12 protein-coding genes and 1 pseudogene are annotated in these 16,142 nt (G+C 43.7%); 8 read left to right on the forward strand and 5 right to left on the reverse strand.

Annotated features, from left to right (window positions below):
• Nucleotides 1-701: 701 nt before the first annotated feature.
• The 3 genes from ACT6PV_RS04520 to ACT6PV_RS04530 all read left to right on the forward strand — a co-directional run bounded on the left by ACT6PV_RS04520 (nucleotide 702) and on the right by ACT6PV_RS04530 (nucleotide 4,524).
• Nucleotides 702-1,919, forward strand: coding sequence for a CaiB/BaiF CoA transferase family protein (locus ACT6PV_RS04520; protein ID WP_445115273.1), 1,218 nt, complete (start codon nucleotides 702-704; stop codon nucleotides 1,917-1,919).
• A 144-nt stretch (nucleotides 1,920-2,063) separates the two neighbouring features.
• Nucleotides 2,064-2,909, forward strand: a complete 846-nt coding sequence (locus ACT6PV_RS04525; RefSeq protein WP_445115274.1) for an IclR family transcriptional regulator — start codon at nucleotides 2,064-2,066, stop codon at nucleotides 2,907-2,909.
• Nucleotides 2,910-3,552: 643 nt separating this feature from the next.
• Complete coding sequence (locus ACT6PV_RS04530) at nucleotides 3,553-4,524, forward strand: NAD(P)H-dependent flavin oxidoreductase (protein ID WP_445115275.1); 972 nt, start codon at nucleotides 3,553-3,555, stop codon at nucleotides 4,522-4,524.
• 79 nt (nucleotides 4,525-4,603) lie between these two features.
• On the opposite strand, the pseudogene ACT6PV_RS04535 reads toward ACT6PV_RS04530, so the two are convergent.
• From ACT6PV_RS04535 to ACT6PV_RS04555, 5 genes and pseudogenes are all read right to left on the reverse strand, one after another.
• Nucleotides 4,604-5,798 (reverse strand): annotated as a pseudogene (locus ACT6PV_RS04535) (MFS transporter).
• A 66-nt stretch (nucleotides 5,799-5,864) separates the two neighbouring features.
• Nucleotides 5,865-6,716 carry an IclR family transcriptional regulator gene (locus tag ACT6PV_RS04540; RefSeq protein ID WP_445115276.1) on the reverse strand — a complete coding sequence of 284 codons (852 nt, stop codon included), beginning with the start codon at nucleotides 6,714-6,716 and terminating at the stop codon, nucleotides 5,865-5,867.
• A 119-nt stretch (nucleotides 6,717-6,835) separates the two neighbouring features.
• Nucleotides 6,836-8,044 (reverse strand): 3-oxoadipyl-CoA thiolase, encoded by a 1,209-nt coding sequence (locus ACT6PV_RS04545; RefSeq protein ID WP_445115277.1) that lies wholly within the window; start codon nucleotides 8,042-8,044, stop codon nucleotides 6,836-6,838.
• A 21-nt stretch (nucleotides 8,045-8,065) separates the two neighbouring features.
• Nucleotides 8,066-9,583 carry a 3-hydroxyacyl-CoA dehydrogenase gene (locus ACT6PV_RS04550; RefSeq protein WP_445115278.1) on the reverse strand — a complete coding sequence of 506 codons (1,518 nt, stop codon included), beginning with the start codon at nucleotides 9,581-9,583 and terminating at the stop codon, nucleotides 8,066-8,068.
• Nucleotides 9,584-9,746: 163 nt separating this feature from the next.
• Nucleotides 9,747-10,535, reverse strand: coding sequence for an enoyl-CoA hydratase (locus ACT6PV_RS04555; protein ID WP_445115279.1), 789 nt, complete (start codon nucleotides 10,533-10,535; stop codon nucleotides 9,747-9,749).
• A gap of 319 nt (nucleotides 10,536-10,854) precedes the next feature.
• Here ACT6PV_RS04555 and ACT6PV_RS04560 point away from each other — a divergent pair, with 319 nt between their 5' ends.
• The 5 genes from ACT6PV_RS04560 (at nucleotide 10,855) to dcaP (ending at nucleotide 16,141) form a co-directional block, all read left to right on the forward strand.
• The gene (locus ACT6PV_RS04560; protein ID WP_445115280.1) at nucleotides 10,855-12,009 is read left to right on the forward strand and encodes an acyl-CoA dehydrogenase family protein; all 1,155 of its coding nucleotides are present in this window, start codon (nucleotides 10,855-10,857) and stop codon (nucleotides 12,007-12,009) included.
• A 61-nt stretch (nucleotides 12,010-12,070) separates the two neighbouring features.
• A complete protein-coding gene (locus ACT6PV_RS04565; protein ID WP_445117032.1) occupies nucleotides 12,071-13,354 on the forward strand; it encodes an MFS transporter in 1,284 nt (427 codons plus the stop codon).
• Between the two features lie 37 nt (nucleotides 13,355-13,391).
• Complete coding sequence (locus ACT6PV_RS04570) at nucleotides 13,392-14,060, forward strand: 3-oxoacid CoA-transferase subunit A (protein ID WP_445115281.1); 669 nt, start codon at nucleotides 13,392-13,394, stop codon at nucleotides 14,058-14,060.
• Nucleotides 14,060-14,710, forward strand: coding sequence for a 3-oxoacid CoA-transferase subunit B (locus ACT6PV_RS04575; RefSeq protein ID WP_445115282.1), 651 nt, complete (start codon nucleotides 14,060-14,062; stop codon nucleotides 14,708-14,710). Before ACT6PV_RS04570 ends, ACT6PV_RS04575 begins: the two co-directional genes overlap by 1 nt.
• A gap of 108 nt (nucleotides 14,711-14,818) precedes the next feature.
• Nucleotides 14,819-16,141, forward strand: coding sequence for an outer membrane trimeric porin-like protein DcaP (gene dcaP, locus ACT6PV_RS04580; RefSeq protein WP_445115283.1), 1,323 nt, complete (start codon nucleotides 14,819-14,821; stop codon nucleotides 16,139-16,141).
• Nucleotide 16,142: the final 1 nt, after the last annotated feature.

Here is a 16,142-nt window from a genome sequence, read left to right on the forward strand (position 1 = left end):
TAAAATTTACATTCAGTTTTTTGAGGATCAATTGCTTTTCTTTTGCGATTGCGTTTATCTTGAAACATTAACTTAAGGGTTGAGATATTTTCAGAGTTTTGTTTACTCTTAATATTTCTTTGTAGGCAGCGATTGCTGCCATGCCTGCAAGGGTAAGCTGCTTGACACTCAGCCTGTACTGAACTAAGTCCAGGGCCGGCTTTAATGCTGTTGAGGCTATACGGCAATAACACGGTCTGAGTCATTAATCAGCAAGACGAGAAAGACAAAAATAAATGCAATTTTCCATGTATATGAACGTATTGCACGAACATTATTACTATAACTTGTAGTCATAATCCATTACCGACATAAGACCATAATCACTTTGATTTATGTTAAAGTAATTGAATTTACTCAGAAATCTCTTAAATGTTTAACCTATCCATAGCATCTTGCCCTATCATTTGATATTTCAGCCCCTGGCCTTAGCGGACAGGTGGATTCCGATTTCCTGCAATGCGATATATTATGAATATTTTAATTGGTTGATTTATAAAGTATATATTAATTGATAATCCTTGATTTCAATGGATTCAAAAATTAAAAATTGATTTTTAGATAGAGAAGAGTATATTGAAAAATAATATCGCTATGCGAAATTTATATCGATTCTCCTGAAAGGGAGTAGGCATAATCAAGATCAGTGAGTGGATTGAAAAATGGGTGCTTTAAACGGAATTCGGGTACTGGATTTAAGTCGGGTGTTGGCAGGGCCCTGGTGTGGTCAAATCCTTGCCGATCTGGGTGCGGAAGTGATCAAGGTTGAACGGCCGGAACTGGGTGATGATACCCGTCTATGGGGCCCGCCGTGGATGAAAAATGATGCAGGCGAAGATACCCATGAAGCCGCCTATTATCAGTCGACCAACCGCAATAAATTGTCGGTTGCCATTGATATTGCCAGTCCTAATGGGCAGGAGTTGATTAAGGCCCTGATTCAGGATACTGATGTGGTCATCGAAAATTATAAAGCAGGTTCACTCAGGAAATATGGGCTGGACTATGATTCACTGTCTGCGATTAATCCGAAACTGGTGTATTGTTCCATTACGGGTTTTGGTCAAAATGGCCCACGTGCCGAAGAACCTGGCTATGATTTTATTATTCAGGGCATGGGTGGCCTGATGTCGGTGACTGGGGAACAGGATGATCTGCCTGGAGGCGGCCCGCAAAAAGTGGGTGTGGCTTTTTCTGATTTAACCACGGGTTTATATTCAACCATTGCCATTCAGGCGGCTTTGCTGAACCGTCATAGCACGGGGCTGGGACAATATATTGATATGGCGCTGCTGGATGTACAGATTGCGACCCTCGCCAGTCAGGGTATGAATTATTTATCTTCAGGTAAAGTGCCTGTACGTTATGGCAATGCTCACGCCAACATTGTGCCGTATCAGGTATTTAAAGCATCGGATCGGGAATTTATCATTGCCTGTGGTAATGATGGTCAGTTTGTTCAATTGTGTAATAGTATTGGGTTGCCTGAGTTGCCCAATGATACTCGTTTTAAACGTAATGCAGATCGGATCAGGCATCGCTCTGAAATCGTTGAAATCTTATCACAGCATTTTTTGAATAAAACTGCGGATGAATGGGTTGCTGCAATTCATGCGGTAAAAGTGCCTGTGGGTGTGATTAATAATCTGCAACAGGCATTTAAAGAGCCGCAGGTCATTGCCCGTAATATGTTGATTCATATGCCGCATCCTCTGCGTGAAAACCTGACTTTGATTGGTTCTCCAATTAAGTTGTCACGTACACCTGTTGAATACCGTAATGCTCCACCGTTGCTGGGAGAGCATACCCGTCTGATTTTAGGGCGGGTGGTGTCTGCTGAGAAATTGGCGGAACTTAAAGATAAAGGAGTCATTGGCTGAAATGTCAACAGCCCCTGATGTATTGAGGCATTTTAAAAAATTAAGCAGGCGTAGCGTAAAAGTGGCGTTTGCTTTTTTGCTATTTATTCAGTAAATAGATTATAATTTTCGCAGTGCGAAATAAATGGATGGTTGGGCTAATACATGACAGATGCAATAGAGATCGAGCAAACAGAAAAATTATTAGTGTCTTTAAGGCATGAGTTGTTGCATCCGATTGAAGACATGCAGGATGAAAATGACCGTCAGTTTATTACGGCTTTGGCTCGTGGCTTGGAATTGCTACGTTGTTTTACCCCCAAACACCAGCATCTGGGTAATCAGGAACTGGCACAAATGACAGGTCTGCCCAAGCCGACCATTACCCGTTTAACCTATACCTTGTCCCGTCTGGGCTATATTAAGCAGGTTCCCAACTCAAGCAAATTTCAGCTTTCAGTGGGTGTGCTGGCATTCGGCTATTCCATGCTGTCTAATGTATCGATACGTTCAATTACTCATCCCTATATGAATAATCTGGCCGATTATGCAGGTGCAGCTGTGGCGATGGCTGCCCGTGATCGCCTGAATATGATCTATCTGGATGTTGTGCAGGGCAAGGGCAACATGACCATGCGTCGTCAGGTTGGAACCTATTTGCCGATTCATTTAAGTTCCATGGGGCGGGCTTGTCTGGCTGCCATGCCAGAAGATGAGCGGACATTTCTATTGGATGCGATTCGCAATAAACATAAGGAAGACTGGATTAAAATCAATCGTGATCTGGATAAGGCATTCCGTGATTATCAGGATTTTGGCTATTGTTTCTCGATTGGCGAATGGCATAAGGATGTCAATTCGGTGGCTGTGCCTTTAGTACATGAGCAGCATGGTTTACTGGTGTTTAACTGTGGTGGCCCAAGCTTTATCATGAACCGTGCAAAGCTCGAAGATGATATTGCACCTCGTCTGTTACATATGGTGAATAATATCCGCACTGAGATTAGCTAGATCGGATAACTTAAAAAAACCAGCATGATGCGCTGGTTTTTATTGGGCAAAACAATGTCTAAAATTTATTCTGGCTGTATAGCAGCTTTCCTGTTTTTCTGGAAAGTGGACAGGGCAGCCTTAAATTCATCTCCACTGGTGAATACCCATCTGCTCCTGTCAGCAGTACCACATGCATATCATCATGGATTGCAGCCTGATCCAGTGCCTGACTCATGGCTGGATATATATCATAATGAATGGCATTTTTCTTGTCGGGTGTATTTATGGTCCAGGTCAGGACTTTTCCATCCTGCTCCTGCCTGATTGTGCCTGTAGTTAACCTGCGCTTTTACATTGTCTTCCTGTTGCATTATGACGTCTTATTATTAGGCTAAGTAATGATTTAAAAAGGGAATTTTAAAAGTTACTGTCTTAAATCCCTTTAAATTTAAACGATATTAGCGGAAATGTATTTTGCTAATAATATGTTTTATATTTTGGTATATAATTTTGTATTGTGAAATTTCTGGATAAAATAACGGTGGAATTTGCAATTTATGTAATGATTGTCATTTACAAAAATGTATTATTAACCTAAACATGTTCAGGCAAGTGTGGAAACAAACAATCTGAGCAATACAAGCGGTGAGTAGAAACAACGATGAAAACCAGAATTACCGAATTATTTGAAGTTGAGCATCCGATTATTCAGGGTGGCATGCACTATGTCGGTTTTGCCGAACTGGCTGCAGCAGTCTCCAATGCGGGAGGTCTGGGCATGATTACAGGACTAACCCAGCGTACCCCTGAAAACCTGGCCAGGGAAATTGCTCGCTGTCGGGAAATGACCGATAAGCCTTTTGGCGTTAATTTAACCTTTTTACCGACGGTGAATACACCTGATTATCCTGGTTTTGTGGATGTGATTATCAGGGGCGGCGTCAGGATTGTGGAAACCGCAGGGCGTAATCCAGTAGCAGTCATGCCTGCCCTGAAAGCTGCGGGAATTAAGGTGATTCATAAATGTACCTCGGTTCGCCATAGTTTAAAGGCGCAGCAAATTGGCTGTGATGCTGTATCTGTGGACGGTTTTGAATGTGGTGGGCATCCAGGTGAGGATGATGTGCCCAACATGATCTTATTACCGTTGGCTGCCGATGCGCTGGACATTCCATTTGTGGCTTCGGGTGGTATGGCGGATGGCCGTTCTCTGGCAGCAGCTTTGGCAATGGGAGCAGATGGCATTAATATGGGAACCCGTTTTATTGCCACACAGGAAGCACCTGTCCATCCCAATGTCAAGCAAGCTATTCTGAATGCAACAGAACGGGACACCCGCCTGATTATGCGCTCCTTACGCAATACTGAACGGGTCATGAACAATACGGCCGTTGAAAAAATTATGGCAACTGAAAAAGCCCTGGGTGATCAACTTAAATTTGAGGATATTATTGAGCAGGTGGCAGGGGTTTATCCGAAAATCATGCTTGAGGGTGATATGGATGCAGGTGCATGGTCATGTGGTTTGGTTGCCAGTTTGATCCATGATATTCCAACCTGTGAAGAGTTGGTAAAGCGCATTGTAAAAGACGCTGAAGATATTATTCGCCAGCGTTTGATGGGGTTGTTATAGTTTTTATGTTTTCCTTTCATCAATACAGAGGACTCAGGGTTGCCTGTATTGCTTTCAATGGAAAATACTCGGGATGGATTTAAGAATGATCTGTCTTTAAGGTCTGCTTTGCATCCATCCTGCAAAAGATCAGGCATAAACAGGCAAAAATCATTCCCAGTATACAAACACCCGTCCAGCCAAAATGCTTCCACGCATAACTGCCTGTGGTTGTCCCCAATGCACCACCTGCAAAATAGCCGGTCATATAAATGGCATTAAAACGGGCATGGAGTTGTTGATTCAGTTTAAATACAATACTTTGATTGGTGACATGGACTGCCGAGAGACTGGCATAAAGTAACAGGGTGGCAATAATATAAAAGCCAAAATGATAAGGCAACAATAAAAATAACAGCCAGCTCAGGATCATCCCGATCCCGCAACACATTGAGATCTGATGTATATAGCCCTGATCAATAAATTTGCCTGAGAAATTGGTAATCAATGTGCCCAGTATTCCCACAAAACCAAACAGCCCGATACTAAAGTCACTAAAATTATAAGGGGCAGGTGCTAAGAGCAATGACATGGTGGTAAAGGTCATGCTTACGCCTGCAAAGGTCAACCCGCCAATATAGGTACGGGTTCTCAGACGCTGGTTGTGTAGAAAAATTGAGGGAAGTGAAGCAATCGTTTTGGCATAGTTTTCCGACCGGGTTGGGGGAAAGATGCCAATATTGCGATATAAAATAATTGCAATCGCCAGTAGCAGAAAACCACTGACCAGATAAATCATATTCCATGCAAACAGACTGGACATTAACCCAGACAGGGAACGGGCGAGTAACACACCCATCATCAAGCCACTGAGCAGGAAACCGACCACACGACCACTCTGCTGAATTGGAACCAGACTAGCAGCGAGCGGAAGTAGCAATTGGGCTGCACTGGAAAATAATCCAGTGATCACGGTGCCGAAAATCAGCAGATGGATATTGTGGGAAAAACCACTGATGATTAATCCAATGGAAGCAAGCAGCATCAAGCAGCATAAAGATAAACAGCAGATTGCGTTTTTCCAGAATATCGCCCAATGGCATTAGGAACAGTAAGCCACAGGCATACATGATTTGCGCCAGAGTCGGCACCCATGCCGTTGTCGTTTCGGACAGATGCAAATTCAGGCTAATCGAGTGAATCAGGGGCTGGCTAAAGTAGTTACCGCCTGTACAGATGCCTGCTGCAATGGCCATTAAAATAATGGTGGGCGTATAAATCGAGTTTTTCATCATAAAGAGTTTCACAATGAAAAAGGTCGCTATTTATCCAGTTGCAGCAGGAATCAGGTTTATACTGTTTTAATGGCTTTCGTTCAGGGCATCCTGAATGTTATTCACCATATGGATTAAATGTGGACCAATTTCATTTTCAAGTTTTTCTGGATTGAGGTGAAAACTGGGCGCACCACAGTTAAACACATAAAGTCCATATTTGGAGCTGACCAAAGGCACAGCCACCGAATTGACCGCCTTATGCCATTCACCCAGAGACAGGCAATAGCCATAATCCTGATAATCCCGGAAGGCACGTTCTAAAGAACGTTGAATCGCTGTCCAGTTCTCAGAATGACGTTTTTTCAGCGCATCCATTAAAAAATTGCGTTCCCGTTCCGGTGTGGCGGCCAGACAAGCCCGTCCCATTGAGCTGCTATACAGGGGCAGGGTTGAACCAATGGGGCGACGCATATTTAATGTCGTTTCAGTTTGTACCACATCAATATAAATCATGTTTAAACGGTCACGGGTCGCTATCGCCACAGGTGCCTGTACATATTTGCTCATCTCCTCCATATAGGGATGGGCAATATTGCGAATCGAGATATTGGACAAGGCCGCATAGCCTAGCGATAACACCCCAATATCCAGTGTATATTTAGTAGAATTAGGCAATTGTTTTAAATAGCCTAAAGAAACCAGGGTATTGGTAATACGGGCAATGGTTGGTTTGGGTAAACCTGTCATTTTTGCCAGTTCCTGATTGCCCAGCACTTGATTGCTGGCAGAAAAACAGCGTAATAGTTCCAGCCCACGAGCCAGAGACGCAATAAATTGCGGGTTATTTTCCCGATGAATATGTGAAATCGGGTCTAAACGTATCTCATCAAAATTGGTGGTTTTTTCAGTTTTTTCTGTTTCTACCGGCTGAGACATTCAATCCTCAAAAATATAATAGCCATTTAATGGGGGCCATTATATTTCGCAATACAAAATTAATCCATTCATCACGCTTAAGCCATGATGAATGGATTTTTAAGCAATGGAAGAAAACGTTAGGCAGCCACGTTTTCAATGACCATTGCCAGGCCCTGACCGACACCGATACATAGGCTGACCACCGCATATTTTTTATTGCGACGGATCAGTTCACGGGATACGGTGAGTGCCAGGCGGGCACCTGATGCGCCTAATGGATGGCCAACAGCAATTGCGCCACCATTTGGATTGACACGGGGATCATTAAAATCAACACCCAGGCCTTTAAGGCAAGATAATACCTGTGAGGCAAAGGCTTCATTGATTTCAATAATATCCATATCGTCCAATGTCAGGCCTGCACGAGCAACTGCCTTTTTAATGGCTTCAATTGGGCCAGCACCCATGATACGAGGTTCAATTCCTGCTGCAGCCGCAGACAGGATTCTGGTCATCGGTTTAAGGCCGTATTTTTGACCTGCCGCTTCTGAGCCGATGAGCAGGGCAGCTGCACCATCGTTAATTCCAGAAGCATTACCCGCAGTCACCACACCATCCTCAAACAGTGGCTTTAATCTGGTTAATGCTTCAACGGTTGAGCCTGGACGGGGATGACCATCTTCTTCAATCAATTTTGGTGGCAGTTTTTTACCTTGAGATACTTCAATTGGGGTAATTTCATCTGCAAAAAAGCCTTCTTCTTTGGCTTTTTGATATTTTGCCTGTGATTGTGCCGCAAATAAATCGGCCTGTTCACGGCTAATACCAAACTCTACGGCAACATTGTCACCTGTTTCAGGCATGCTATGGCCGCCATATTGGGCAATAATTTTTTTGTTCGGAAAACGTGAGCCAATGGTGGTGTCATAAATCTTGGCATCACGGCTATAGGCAGTTTCAGCCTTACCCATCACAAATGGCGCACGGGACATACTTTCCACACCGCCTGCGATATATAAATCACCTTCACCACAGGTAATGGCACGGGCAGAATCAATAATTGCACCCAAACCACTGGCACATAAACGATTCACCGTTTGACCCGGTACGGTCACAGGCAAACCTGCAATCAACAGGGCATTACGAGCCACATTACGGCTGTCTTCACCTGCCTGATTGGTATCGCCCAGAATGACATCTTCGATGTCAGCCGCAGGCACACCTGTTTTTTCAACCAATTTCTGGATTACAGTTGCAGCCAGGTCATCAGGACGAATTGAAGCCAGTTCGCCTGCATGGCGACCAAATGGGCTACGTAAACCATCATAAATATAAGCATTCAGCATGGTGAAGTTCCTTTTTCAGAATTATGCGTTAAAAGTAAGCGGTAAATTGAGGGTGACACGGCGTTGTAGCCACGGACTTGGGCGATAACGTGGGTCATGGGTTAAGGTGGTAATCCGTTCCAGTGTCAGTAGAATCTTTTTGCTGCCGATATGGTCACCCCATTCAATCGGGCCAAATGGATAGCCTAAGCCAAGACGCACGGCTGCATTGATGTCATCCACAGTGGCAATATTCTGCTGTGCAATGTCACAGCCCAGATTGATCACCATTGCCAGAACACGTTGCGCCACAAAACCAATGCTTTCGGCAATCATGCTGACGGTTGCATCATCCAGATTAAAGATCGAGTGAGCGGCTTGACGATAATCGGCTTTGGTGACCAGAGATGGCATTAAGGTACGGTGTTTCTGGATACCATATATCATGTCGATGGCAACCGTATGTTCAGGATTAACCTTAAAACGCTGCGCTGCCTGCGTGGTATCTTCACCATAGCAAGCCAATAGACATAAACTATCTGTTTGCGGTGTTGCGCCTGTATCCAGGTTAATATTCTGACTTGTTAAATAATCAAGCAACTGTTGTTTATCTTCTGGGAAGTCTGCATCAATCCAGACACCTGGATATTGTTTCAGACGTTCAACAATTTGCGCTGGCTGTTCACCCGTTTTGCTGCCTGTAGCATAGGTGTAGAAACCCCGACTAGCTTTACGGCCCAGTTGCCCGGCATCCAGCATTTGCCTGGTCAATGGATTCGGGCGATAACGGGCTTCTTCATAATATTGATGATAAATGGACTCCATCACAGGATGCGATACATCCAGACCTGTTAAGTCCATCAATTCAAAAGGCCCCATACGGAAGCCGACACCATCCCGTAAAATACGGTCAATTTCGCTGATGTCGCAGACATTTTCATTAAGGATTTTCAGTGCTTCTGTACCGTAGGCACGTCCCGCATGGTTAATGATAAATCCTGGGGTATCTTTTGCCACCACGGGACGATGACCAAAGGTACGAGATAGCTCATTTAGTCTATCTACAATACCTGGATCAGTTTTTAAACCCTGAATTACTTCCACCACTTTCATCAATGGTACCGGGTTAAAGAAGTGATAGCCCACTACACGTTCAGGATGCTGGCAGCTGGCTGCAATTGCCGTGATCGATAGCGAAGAGGTATTGGAGGCCAGAATGGTATTTTCTGGGACAATGGTTTCAAGTTGTTGCATCAAGCCCTGTTTAATGTCGAGGCGTTCAATAATCGCTTCAACAATCAGATCACAGGCTTTTAAATCTTCAAGTTGTTCGGCAATGATTAGATTATCATGAGCAGTCTGCGCCTGTTCTGCGGAAATCTTGTTTTTTTCCACCAGTTTTTGAAAGGTTGCTGCCAGTCTGGCCCTGGCCTGTTCTGCTGCGCCTGCCCTGGCATCATATAAATAGGTGACATGACCTGACTGTGCTGCGATCTGGGCAATACCACTGCCCATAATGCCAACACCAATGACTGCAATGGTTTTAATCTGATCACTCATTTTGCTCATCCTGAAAGTTTTATCTTTAAAATCGATTGCTGTTTAAACTGCGGTTAACTTAAATACTGTCTATTACCATCAATCAGCAAAATTTGTCCTGAGTTGCCTACGCTGATAAAAAATTTTATTCATGTTATGTTCCATTCCTTAAGGATTTAATGATTTATTTACCTTGATAGTCTGGCTTGCGTTTTTCAATAAAGGCATTGATGCCCTCATTTTTATCTTCGGTTGAAAACAGCAATTGGAACGATTTACGTTCAAGGGTGAGGCCTGCATTTAACGGCATATCTTCACTCATGAGTGCCACTTCCTTGATTTGTTGCAGCGCAATCGGTGGCATTCTGGCAAGACTTTGCGCCATTTTCAGGGCAGTGGGGATGGTGTCGTCATCTTCAGTAACCTGGGACACCAGACCGATCAGATAAGCTTCTTCGGCGGGTATCATGACCCCTGTCATAATCATGCGCATGGCATGAAATTTACCCACCGCACGGAATAGGCGTTGTGTACCACCTGCGCCTGGCATTAAACCGACCTTGATTTCAGGCTGACCGAAAATTGCACCTTTGCCTGCAATAATAATGTCGGCATGCATCGCCAATTCACAGCCACCGCCCAATGCATAGCCATTGACTGCGGCAATCACAGGCTTTGGACATTGTGCAATTGCATTCCAGTAACGTTCGGTATGACGTAACAACATTTCAGTGGAGTTTGCAGTTGCCATTTCCTTTAAATCTGCACCCGCAGCAAACACTTCTGTACCGCCTGTCAGGACAATGGCATGTATATCATCATTGAAACTCAGTTCAGTAAATGCCTGTGCCAGTTGCTTACGGACTTCGCCATTTAAGGCATTTCTGGCATCAGGACGGTTGATTTGAACCAGAGCGACTTGCGGCATACTGAAGTCGATTTCTACAAAATGCTTCCCTGAATTTGTATTCATTTTTAGATCCTTTGTTTCGCATAACAAAATTTTATTTCTATAATAATGCTTATTTTGAAACTTATTTCAAGCAATTTTTCTTTATCGCTGACAAATTTGATAGACCATCATTAATAAGTCATTGATATTTAAGTGTGGTAGCTTTTTTAATTTCGTTTAACGGAATTAATTTTTAAAAAAGCTTGAATTTTTGCTTTTTGTTCTCGTAATATGAAATGCATAAGATGAAAAATCAGATTTCGGAGTGCGAAGTTTGAACATCGTTGATCGAAATGTTTATTCAGAATTGCTAAAGCAAAATATAAAAGGGAGTGTATCAATGATTCGCGATGAAGGGATGCTGGAGCAGCTACTCTCGACTATTCGGGATTTTGTAAAAAATGAATTGATTCCTCGGGAACATGAGGTTGCGGAAACTGACCGGATTCCTGAAGATATTGTGCAACAGATGCGTGAACTCGGCCTGTTTGGTCTGACTATTCCTGAAGAATACGGTGGTTTAGGTATCACCATGGAAGAGGAAGTCAATGTGGCTTTTGAACTGGGCCATACTTCTCCGGCGTTCCGTTCCCTGATTGGTACCAATAACGGTATTGGTTCAAGCGGTCTGGTGATTGATGGTACAGAAGAGCAAAAGCAGAAATATCTGCCACGTTATGCCAGTGGTGAAATTATTGGTTCGTTTTGTCTGACTGAGCCTGAAGCGGGTTCGGATGCGGCCTCACTGAAAACCACTGCGGTAAAAGATGGTGATAGCTATATCCTAAACGGTACTAAACGCTTTATTACCAATGCACCACATGCCTCAACCTTTACCGTGATGGCACGTACCAATCCTGAAATCAAGGGTGCAGGTGGCATTTCGGCATTTTTGGTGGAAGCCGGTATCCCGGGTATTTCATTGGGCAAAATCGACAAGAAAATGGGTCAGAAAGGTTCACATACCTGTGACGTGATTTTTGAAAATTGTCGTGTGCCTGCCTCTGCCCTGATCGGTGGTGTTGAGGGCGTGGGCTTTAAAACAGCAATGAAAGTACTGGATAAAGGTCGCCTGCATATTGGTGCCTATAGTGTGGGTGTAGCTGAACGTATGCTGGATGATGCCTTGCATTATGCGGTTGAACGTAAACAGTTTGGCCAGCCGATTGCCAGTTTCCAGTTGATTCAGGCCATGCTGGCAGATTCAAAAGCGGAAATCTATGCTGCGAAATGTATGGTACTGGATGCTGCACGTCGTCGTGATAAGGGTGAGAACATGAGTACCGAAGCTTCATGCGCCAAAATGTTTGCCACTGAAATGTGTGGTCGTGTTGCGGATCGTTGTGTACAGATTCACGGTGGTGCGGGCTATATCAGCGAGTATGCGATTGAGCGTTTCTATCGTGACGTGCGTTTGTTCCGTCTGTATGAGGGCACCACACAGGTTCAACAGATCATTATTGCCAAAAATATGATTCGGGAAGTGACTACTTAATAAGAATTTAAATCAGTCATGGGGCAGAGGATGCCTCATGCTTCCTCCGGGGGATATGGAAATGACAACAGATACAATAAAGCAGGAAAGCAATACGGCTGAAGCTATTCAGACGCCTAAAAAAATATGGGTCACCGCATTTATCTTTGCCTTTTTTGCATTGTTATGTGATGGCGCAGATCTGGGTTTTCTTGCATTAAGTTTAACCAGTTTAAAGACAGAGTTTCATTTAACAGGTTTACAGGCAGGTACGCTGGGTAGTCTGACACTGCTTGGTTCGGCAATTGGCGGTTTATTGGGGGGCTGGGCCTGTGACCGTTTTGGGCGAGTTCGGGTTATCGTGTTTTTTGTGGCCTATTCGTCAATTTTAACCTGTGGACTGGGTTTTACCCATTCCTATGAACAATTTGCAACGGTTCGTGTATTTGGTTCGATGGGACTGGGTGCGCTGTATATTGCCTGTAACGTGCTGATCTCGGAAATGATTCCGACCAGGCATCGTTCCACTGCATTGGCTGCCCTGATGACAGGTTATACGCTGGGTTCATTACTGGCGACTTTACTGGCAGGTTATATTATTCCAGAGCACGGCTGGCGTTTCCTATACTATATTGCCATTACCCCGATTGTACTGTCTATCCTGATGCACTTTATGGTGCCTGAATCCGAGTCATGGAAACGTTCACGCCAGCTTCGGGCTGCAAGAATGGAATCCGGTACTCAGGCAGCTAAACCACAAAGCACTTACCGTGAAATCTTCAAGGATAAAAAGCATGGCACCATGTTTATTCTCTGGGTAATTAGTACGGGTGCATTGCAGTTTGGTTATTACGGAGTCAGTAACTGGTTGCCTGCCTATCTGGAATCTGATCTGGGGATCAAGTTTAAGGAAATGGCGATGTATATGGTCGGTACATTCCTGATCATGATTTTTGCCAAAGTCATTGCGGGTATTGTGGCGGACAGGCTGGGTCGTCGTGCGGTATTTGCTTTCGGTACAATTGGGACAGCGTTGTTTATTCCTGTGATTGTCTACCTGAATACCCCAGCCAACATTTTATGGCTCATGCTGTTCTTTGGTTTCCTGTATGGAATTCCATACGCCATCAATGCGGTCTATATGACGGAAAGTTTCCCAACCTCGATTCGTGGTTCAGCAGTGGGCGGTGCCTATAATGTTGGCAAGGTGCTGTCTATTTTCTCACCATTAACAATTGGTTATTTATCTCAAAATGGTTCGATTGGTCTGGGCTTGCTGGTGATGGCAGGGGCCTACTTTATCTGTGGCGTGATTCCATTGCTGTTTATCAAAGACCGTTTATATAACCCACAAAAAGCAGATTAAGGCCAACGGTCCAACTTTAAGCAAAAGGTAAAATCCTATGATAAATAAAGTTACCCGTGATATAGAAGCAGTTTTAAAGCAGATTCCTGATGGATCAACCATCATGACAGGTGGTTTTGGTACATCAGGTCAGCCGGCAGAGTTAATTGAAGCATTGCTCGATATCGGTACTAAAGAACTCACGATTATTAACAATAATGCTTCATCAGGTCCTGACGGATTAACGAAATTGTTTCTGGCAGGACAGGTGAAAAAGTTAATCTGTTCTTTTCCTAAGTCAGTCAGCTCAACAGTTTTCCCTGATATGTATCGGGCAGGTAAAATTGAATTAGAGCTTGTACCACAGGGAAATTTAGCTTGTCGTATTCAGGCCGCAGGTGCGGGGTTGGGTGCAGTATTTACCCCGACAGGTTATGGTACACAAATTGCCGAAGGCAAGGAAACGCGCACCATTAATGGTAAAAACTATGTATTGGAGTATCCACTGGAAGCAGACTTTGCCTTTATTTACGCCGATAAAGCAGATCGTTGGGGCAATCTTACTTACCGTAAGGCAGCTCGTAATTTTGGTCCAATTATGGCGAAAGCCGCTAAAACAACCATTGTTCAGGTAAATGAAGTGGTGCAATTGGGTATGCTTGATCCTGAAGGCATTATTACCCCCGGGATTTTTGTACAGCATGTGGTACGGGTAGGAGATATCTAATGTCAATTCAAAAACGTTCTCGTGAAGATATTGCAAAAATCATTGCTCAGGATATTCCAGAAGGGTCGTATGTCAATTTAGGGATTGGGTTGCCAACCAATGTGGCGAAATATTTACCTCAAGATAAAGAAATCATTTTGCATTCTGAAAATGGCATTTTGGCTTTTGGTCCGCCACCAACAGAAAGTGAGGAAGATCAAGATCTTGTGAATGCAGGAAAACAGCCGATTACTTTATTGGAAGGTGGTTGCTATATGCATCATGGTGACTCTTTTGACATCATGCGTGGAGGACATCTTGATATCTGTGTGATTGGTGCGTTTCAGGTAGCAGTTAATGGCGATCTGGCCAATTGGTACACAGGTAAAGAAGATGATATCCCTGCCGTAGGTGGCGCAATGGATCTGGCAGTAGGTGCAAAAAGCATTTACGTTTATATGGAACATATCACCAGGCAAGGGGAACCAAAAATAGTCAGTCAATTGACTTATCCCATTACAGGTGAACAATGTGTCAATCGGATTTATACAGATCTGTGCATTATTGAACTCGATCATGGGCAGGCAAAGGTGATTGAAATAGTGGATGGCCTGAGCTTTGATGAGTTGCAGGCCGTAACAGGCTGTCCACTGATGGATGTCCGTCACTAAACTTTTCAACTGAATCTCAAACTACACTTGCCTGCATGACGCGATGTTAATGGATACATTACAGGTGATGCAGGTGAGCGACGATTAAGAAATCTTTAAGGAACAAAGATGAAAAAAATAATTGTGGCTACTGCCTGTGCAGTGGCTTCAGGGACTGTTTTCGCAAATACACCAGATAGCACTGAACAGCGAATTAATGTACTTGAGGCTGAATTACAACGCTTAAAGCTTGAACTTCAAGCACAAAAAACGGCTCAAAATGATCTACAGGTCAAGCAAGCCAGTATTGTGCAGCAGGTTGAAAAGGAAAAAGCAGCTGTAAATGATAAACCCATCGCACCGTCATGGATTACCTGGGCAGATAATGTCAAGGTTTATGGGATTGCCCGTCTGGATGCGGCAGTGGATTTTAAGTCTTCACCCGACTCAGGTGGACGTACCACCAGCAGCTTGTTTCGGACACCATTTGAAAGTGCCGCTCGTGCTGATCATGCCCGTTCTGATGCAACCATTAATGCCAGTCGTATAGGGGTTTATTTTAATAGCCCGGATAAAGCAGTGACAGGTAATGTGGAAGCAGACTTTTTTGATAGCTCCAACTGGGGAACGGGAGACGGTAAATTCCGTATTCGCCATGCATTCTTTAACTATAAAGACTGGACTTTTGGGCAAACATGGTCATTGATGTCTAATATGGAAACTCGTACAGAATCTGTGGATTATACTCAATTTGTCGGGACATCTTATACCCGAACGCCACAGGTTCGCTATGACTGGAAAATTGATCAGAATCATGCTCTAAAAGTTGCTTTGGAATATACAGGTTCACGCGTTTCGGCATTTCCATCGTTGACCACTAAATATGTGTTTAAAGACGGCAGTTTAACTGCATTGGGGCAAGCTTTTGTCAATGAAAAATCAGTTGATGTTTCAAAAGACACAGTGAAAAAAGTCAGTTGGGGTGCAGGCGCAGGCATTAAATATCAATTTAATCCTCAACATTCTATACAGGCAAACTATCAATATATTGTGGGTGACCAGAAGTTTATGCCTTACACTGTGCAAAGTGGTTTGGCGAATGCAGGAAGTGCGAATTTAAATGCAGCGGGTGATTTCTCTTTAAATGAAGATAAAACCGATATAGAGATGAATAAACTCAATAGCTTGAATGTCGGGTATAGCTATAAAATTAATGATCAGTGGCGTGCGAATTTATCAGCTTCAGTTTTTGAATATGATGATGGGACAGAATATGCCAGACTCAATCAGGATGCCAATAAGCGTTTAACGGATTATGCTGCCAACGTATTTTATAGTCCTGTGAGTCAAGTTGATCTCGGTGTAGAGTATCATTTGGGCAAACGTGAGGTTTTTGATGGTCGAACAGCAGATGTTTCTCGTGTTAATTTTACGTCCATGTATAAGTTCTAGT

The organism is Acinetobacter sp. WZC-1 (assembly GCF_052544965.1).

Bases quoted from the DNA above. Each gene is read 5' to 3' on its own strand.
- ACT6PV_RS04570 (WP_445115281.1), top strand. From the start codon at position 13,392: ATGATAAATAAAGTTACCCGTGATATAGAAGCAGTTTTAAAGCAGATT.
- ACT6PV_RS04575 (WP_445115282.1), top strand. From the start codon at position 14,060: ATGTCAATTCAAAAACGTTCTCGTGAAGATATTGCAAAAATCATTGCT.
- ACT6PV_RS04550 (WP_445115278.1), bottom strand. From the start codon at position 9,583: ATGAGTGATCAGATTAAAACCATTGCAGTCATTGGTGTTGGCATTATG.
- ACT6PV_RS04565 (WP_445117032.1), top strand. From the start codon at position 12,071: ATGACAACAGATACAATAAAGCAGGAAAGCAATACGGCTGAAGCTATT.
- dcaP (WP_445115283.1), top strand. From the start codon at position 14,819: ATGAAAAAAATAATTGTGGCTACTGCCTGTGCAGTGGCTTCAGGGACT.
- ACT6PV_RS04540 (WP_445115276.1), bottom strand. From the start codon at position 6,716: ATGTCTCAGCCGGTAGAAACAGAAAAAACTGAAAAAACCACCAATTTT.
- ACT6PV_RS04530 (WP_445115275.1), top strand. From the start codon at position 3,553: ATGAAAACCAGAATTACCGAATTATTTGAAGTTGAGCATCCGATTATT.
- ACT6PV_RS04555 (WP_445115279.1), bottom strand. From the start codon at position 10,535: ATGAATACAAATTCAGGGAAGCATTTTGTAGAAATCGACTTCAGTATG.
- ACT6PV_RS04545 (WP_445115277.1), bottom strand. From the start codon at position 8,044: ATGCTGAATGCTTATATTTATGATGGTTTACGTAGCCCATTTGGTCGC.
- ACT6PV_RS04520 (WP_445115273.1), top strand. From the start codon at position 702: ATGGGTGCTTTAAACGGAATTCGGGTACTGGATTTAAGTCGGGTGTTG.
- ACT6PV_RS04525 (WP_445115274.1), top strand. From the start codon at position 2,064: ATGACAGATGCAATAGAGATCGAGCAAACAGAAAAATTATTAGTGTCT.
- ACT6PV_RS04560 (WP_445115280.1), top strand. From the start codon at position 10,855: ATGATTCGCGATGAAGGGATGCTGGAGCAGCTACTCTCGACTATTCGG.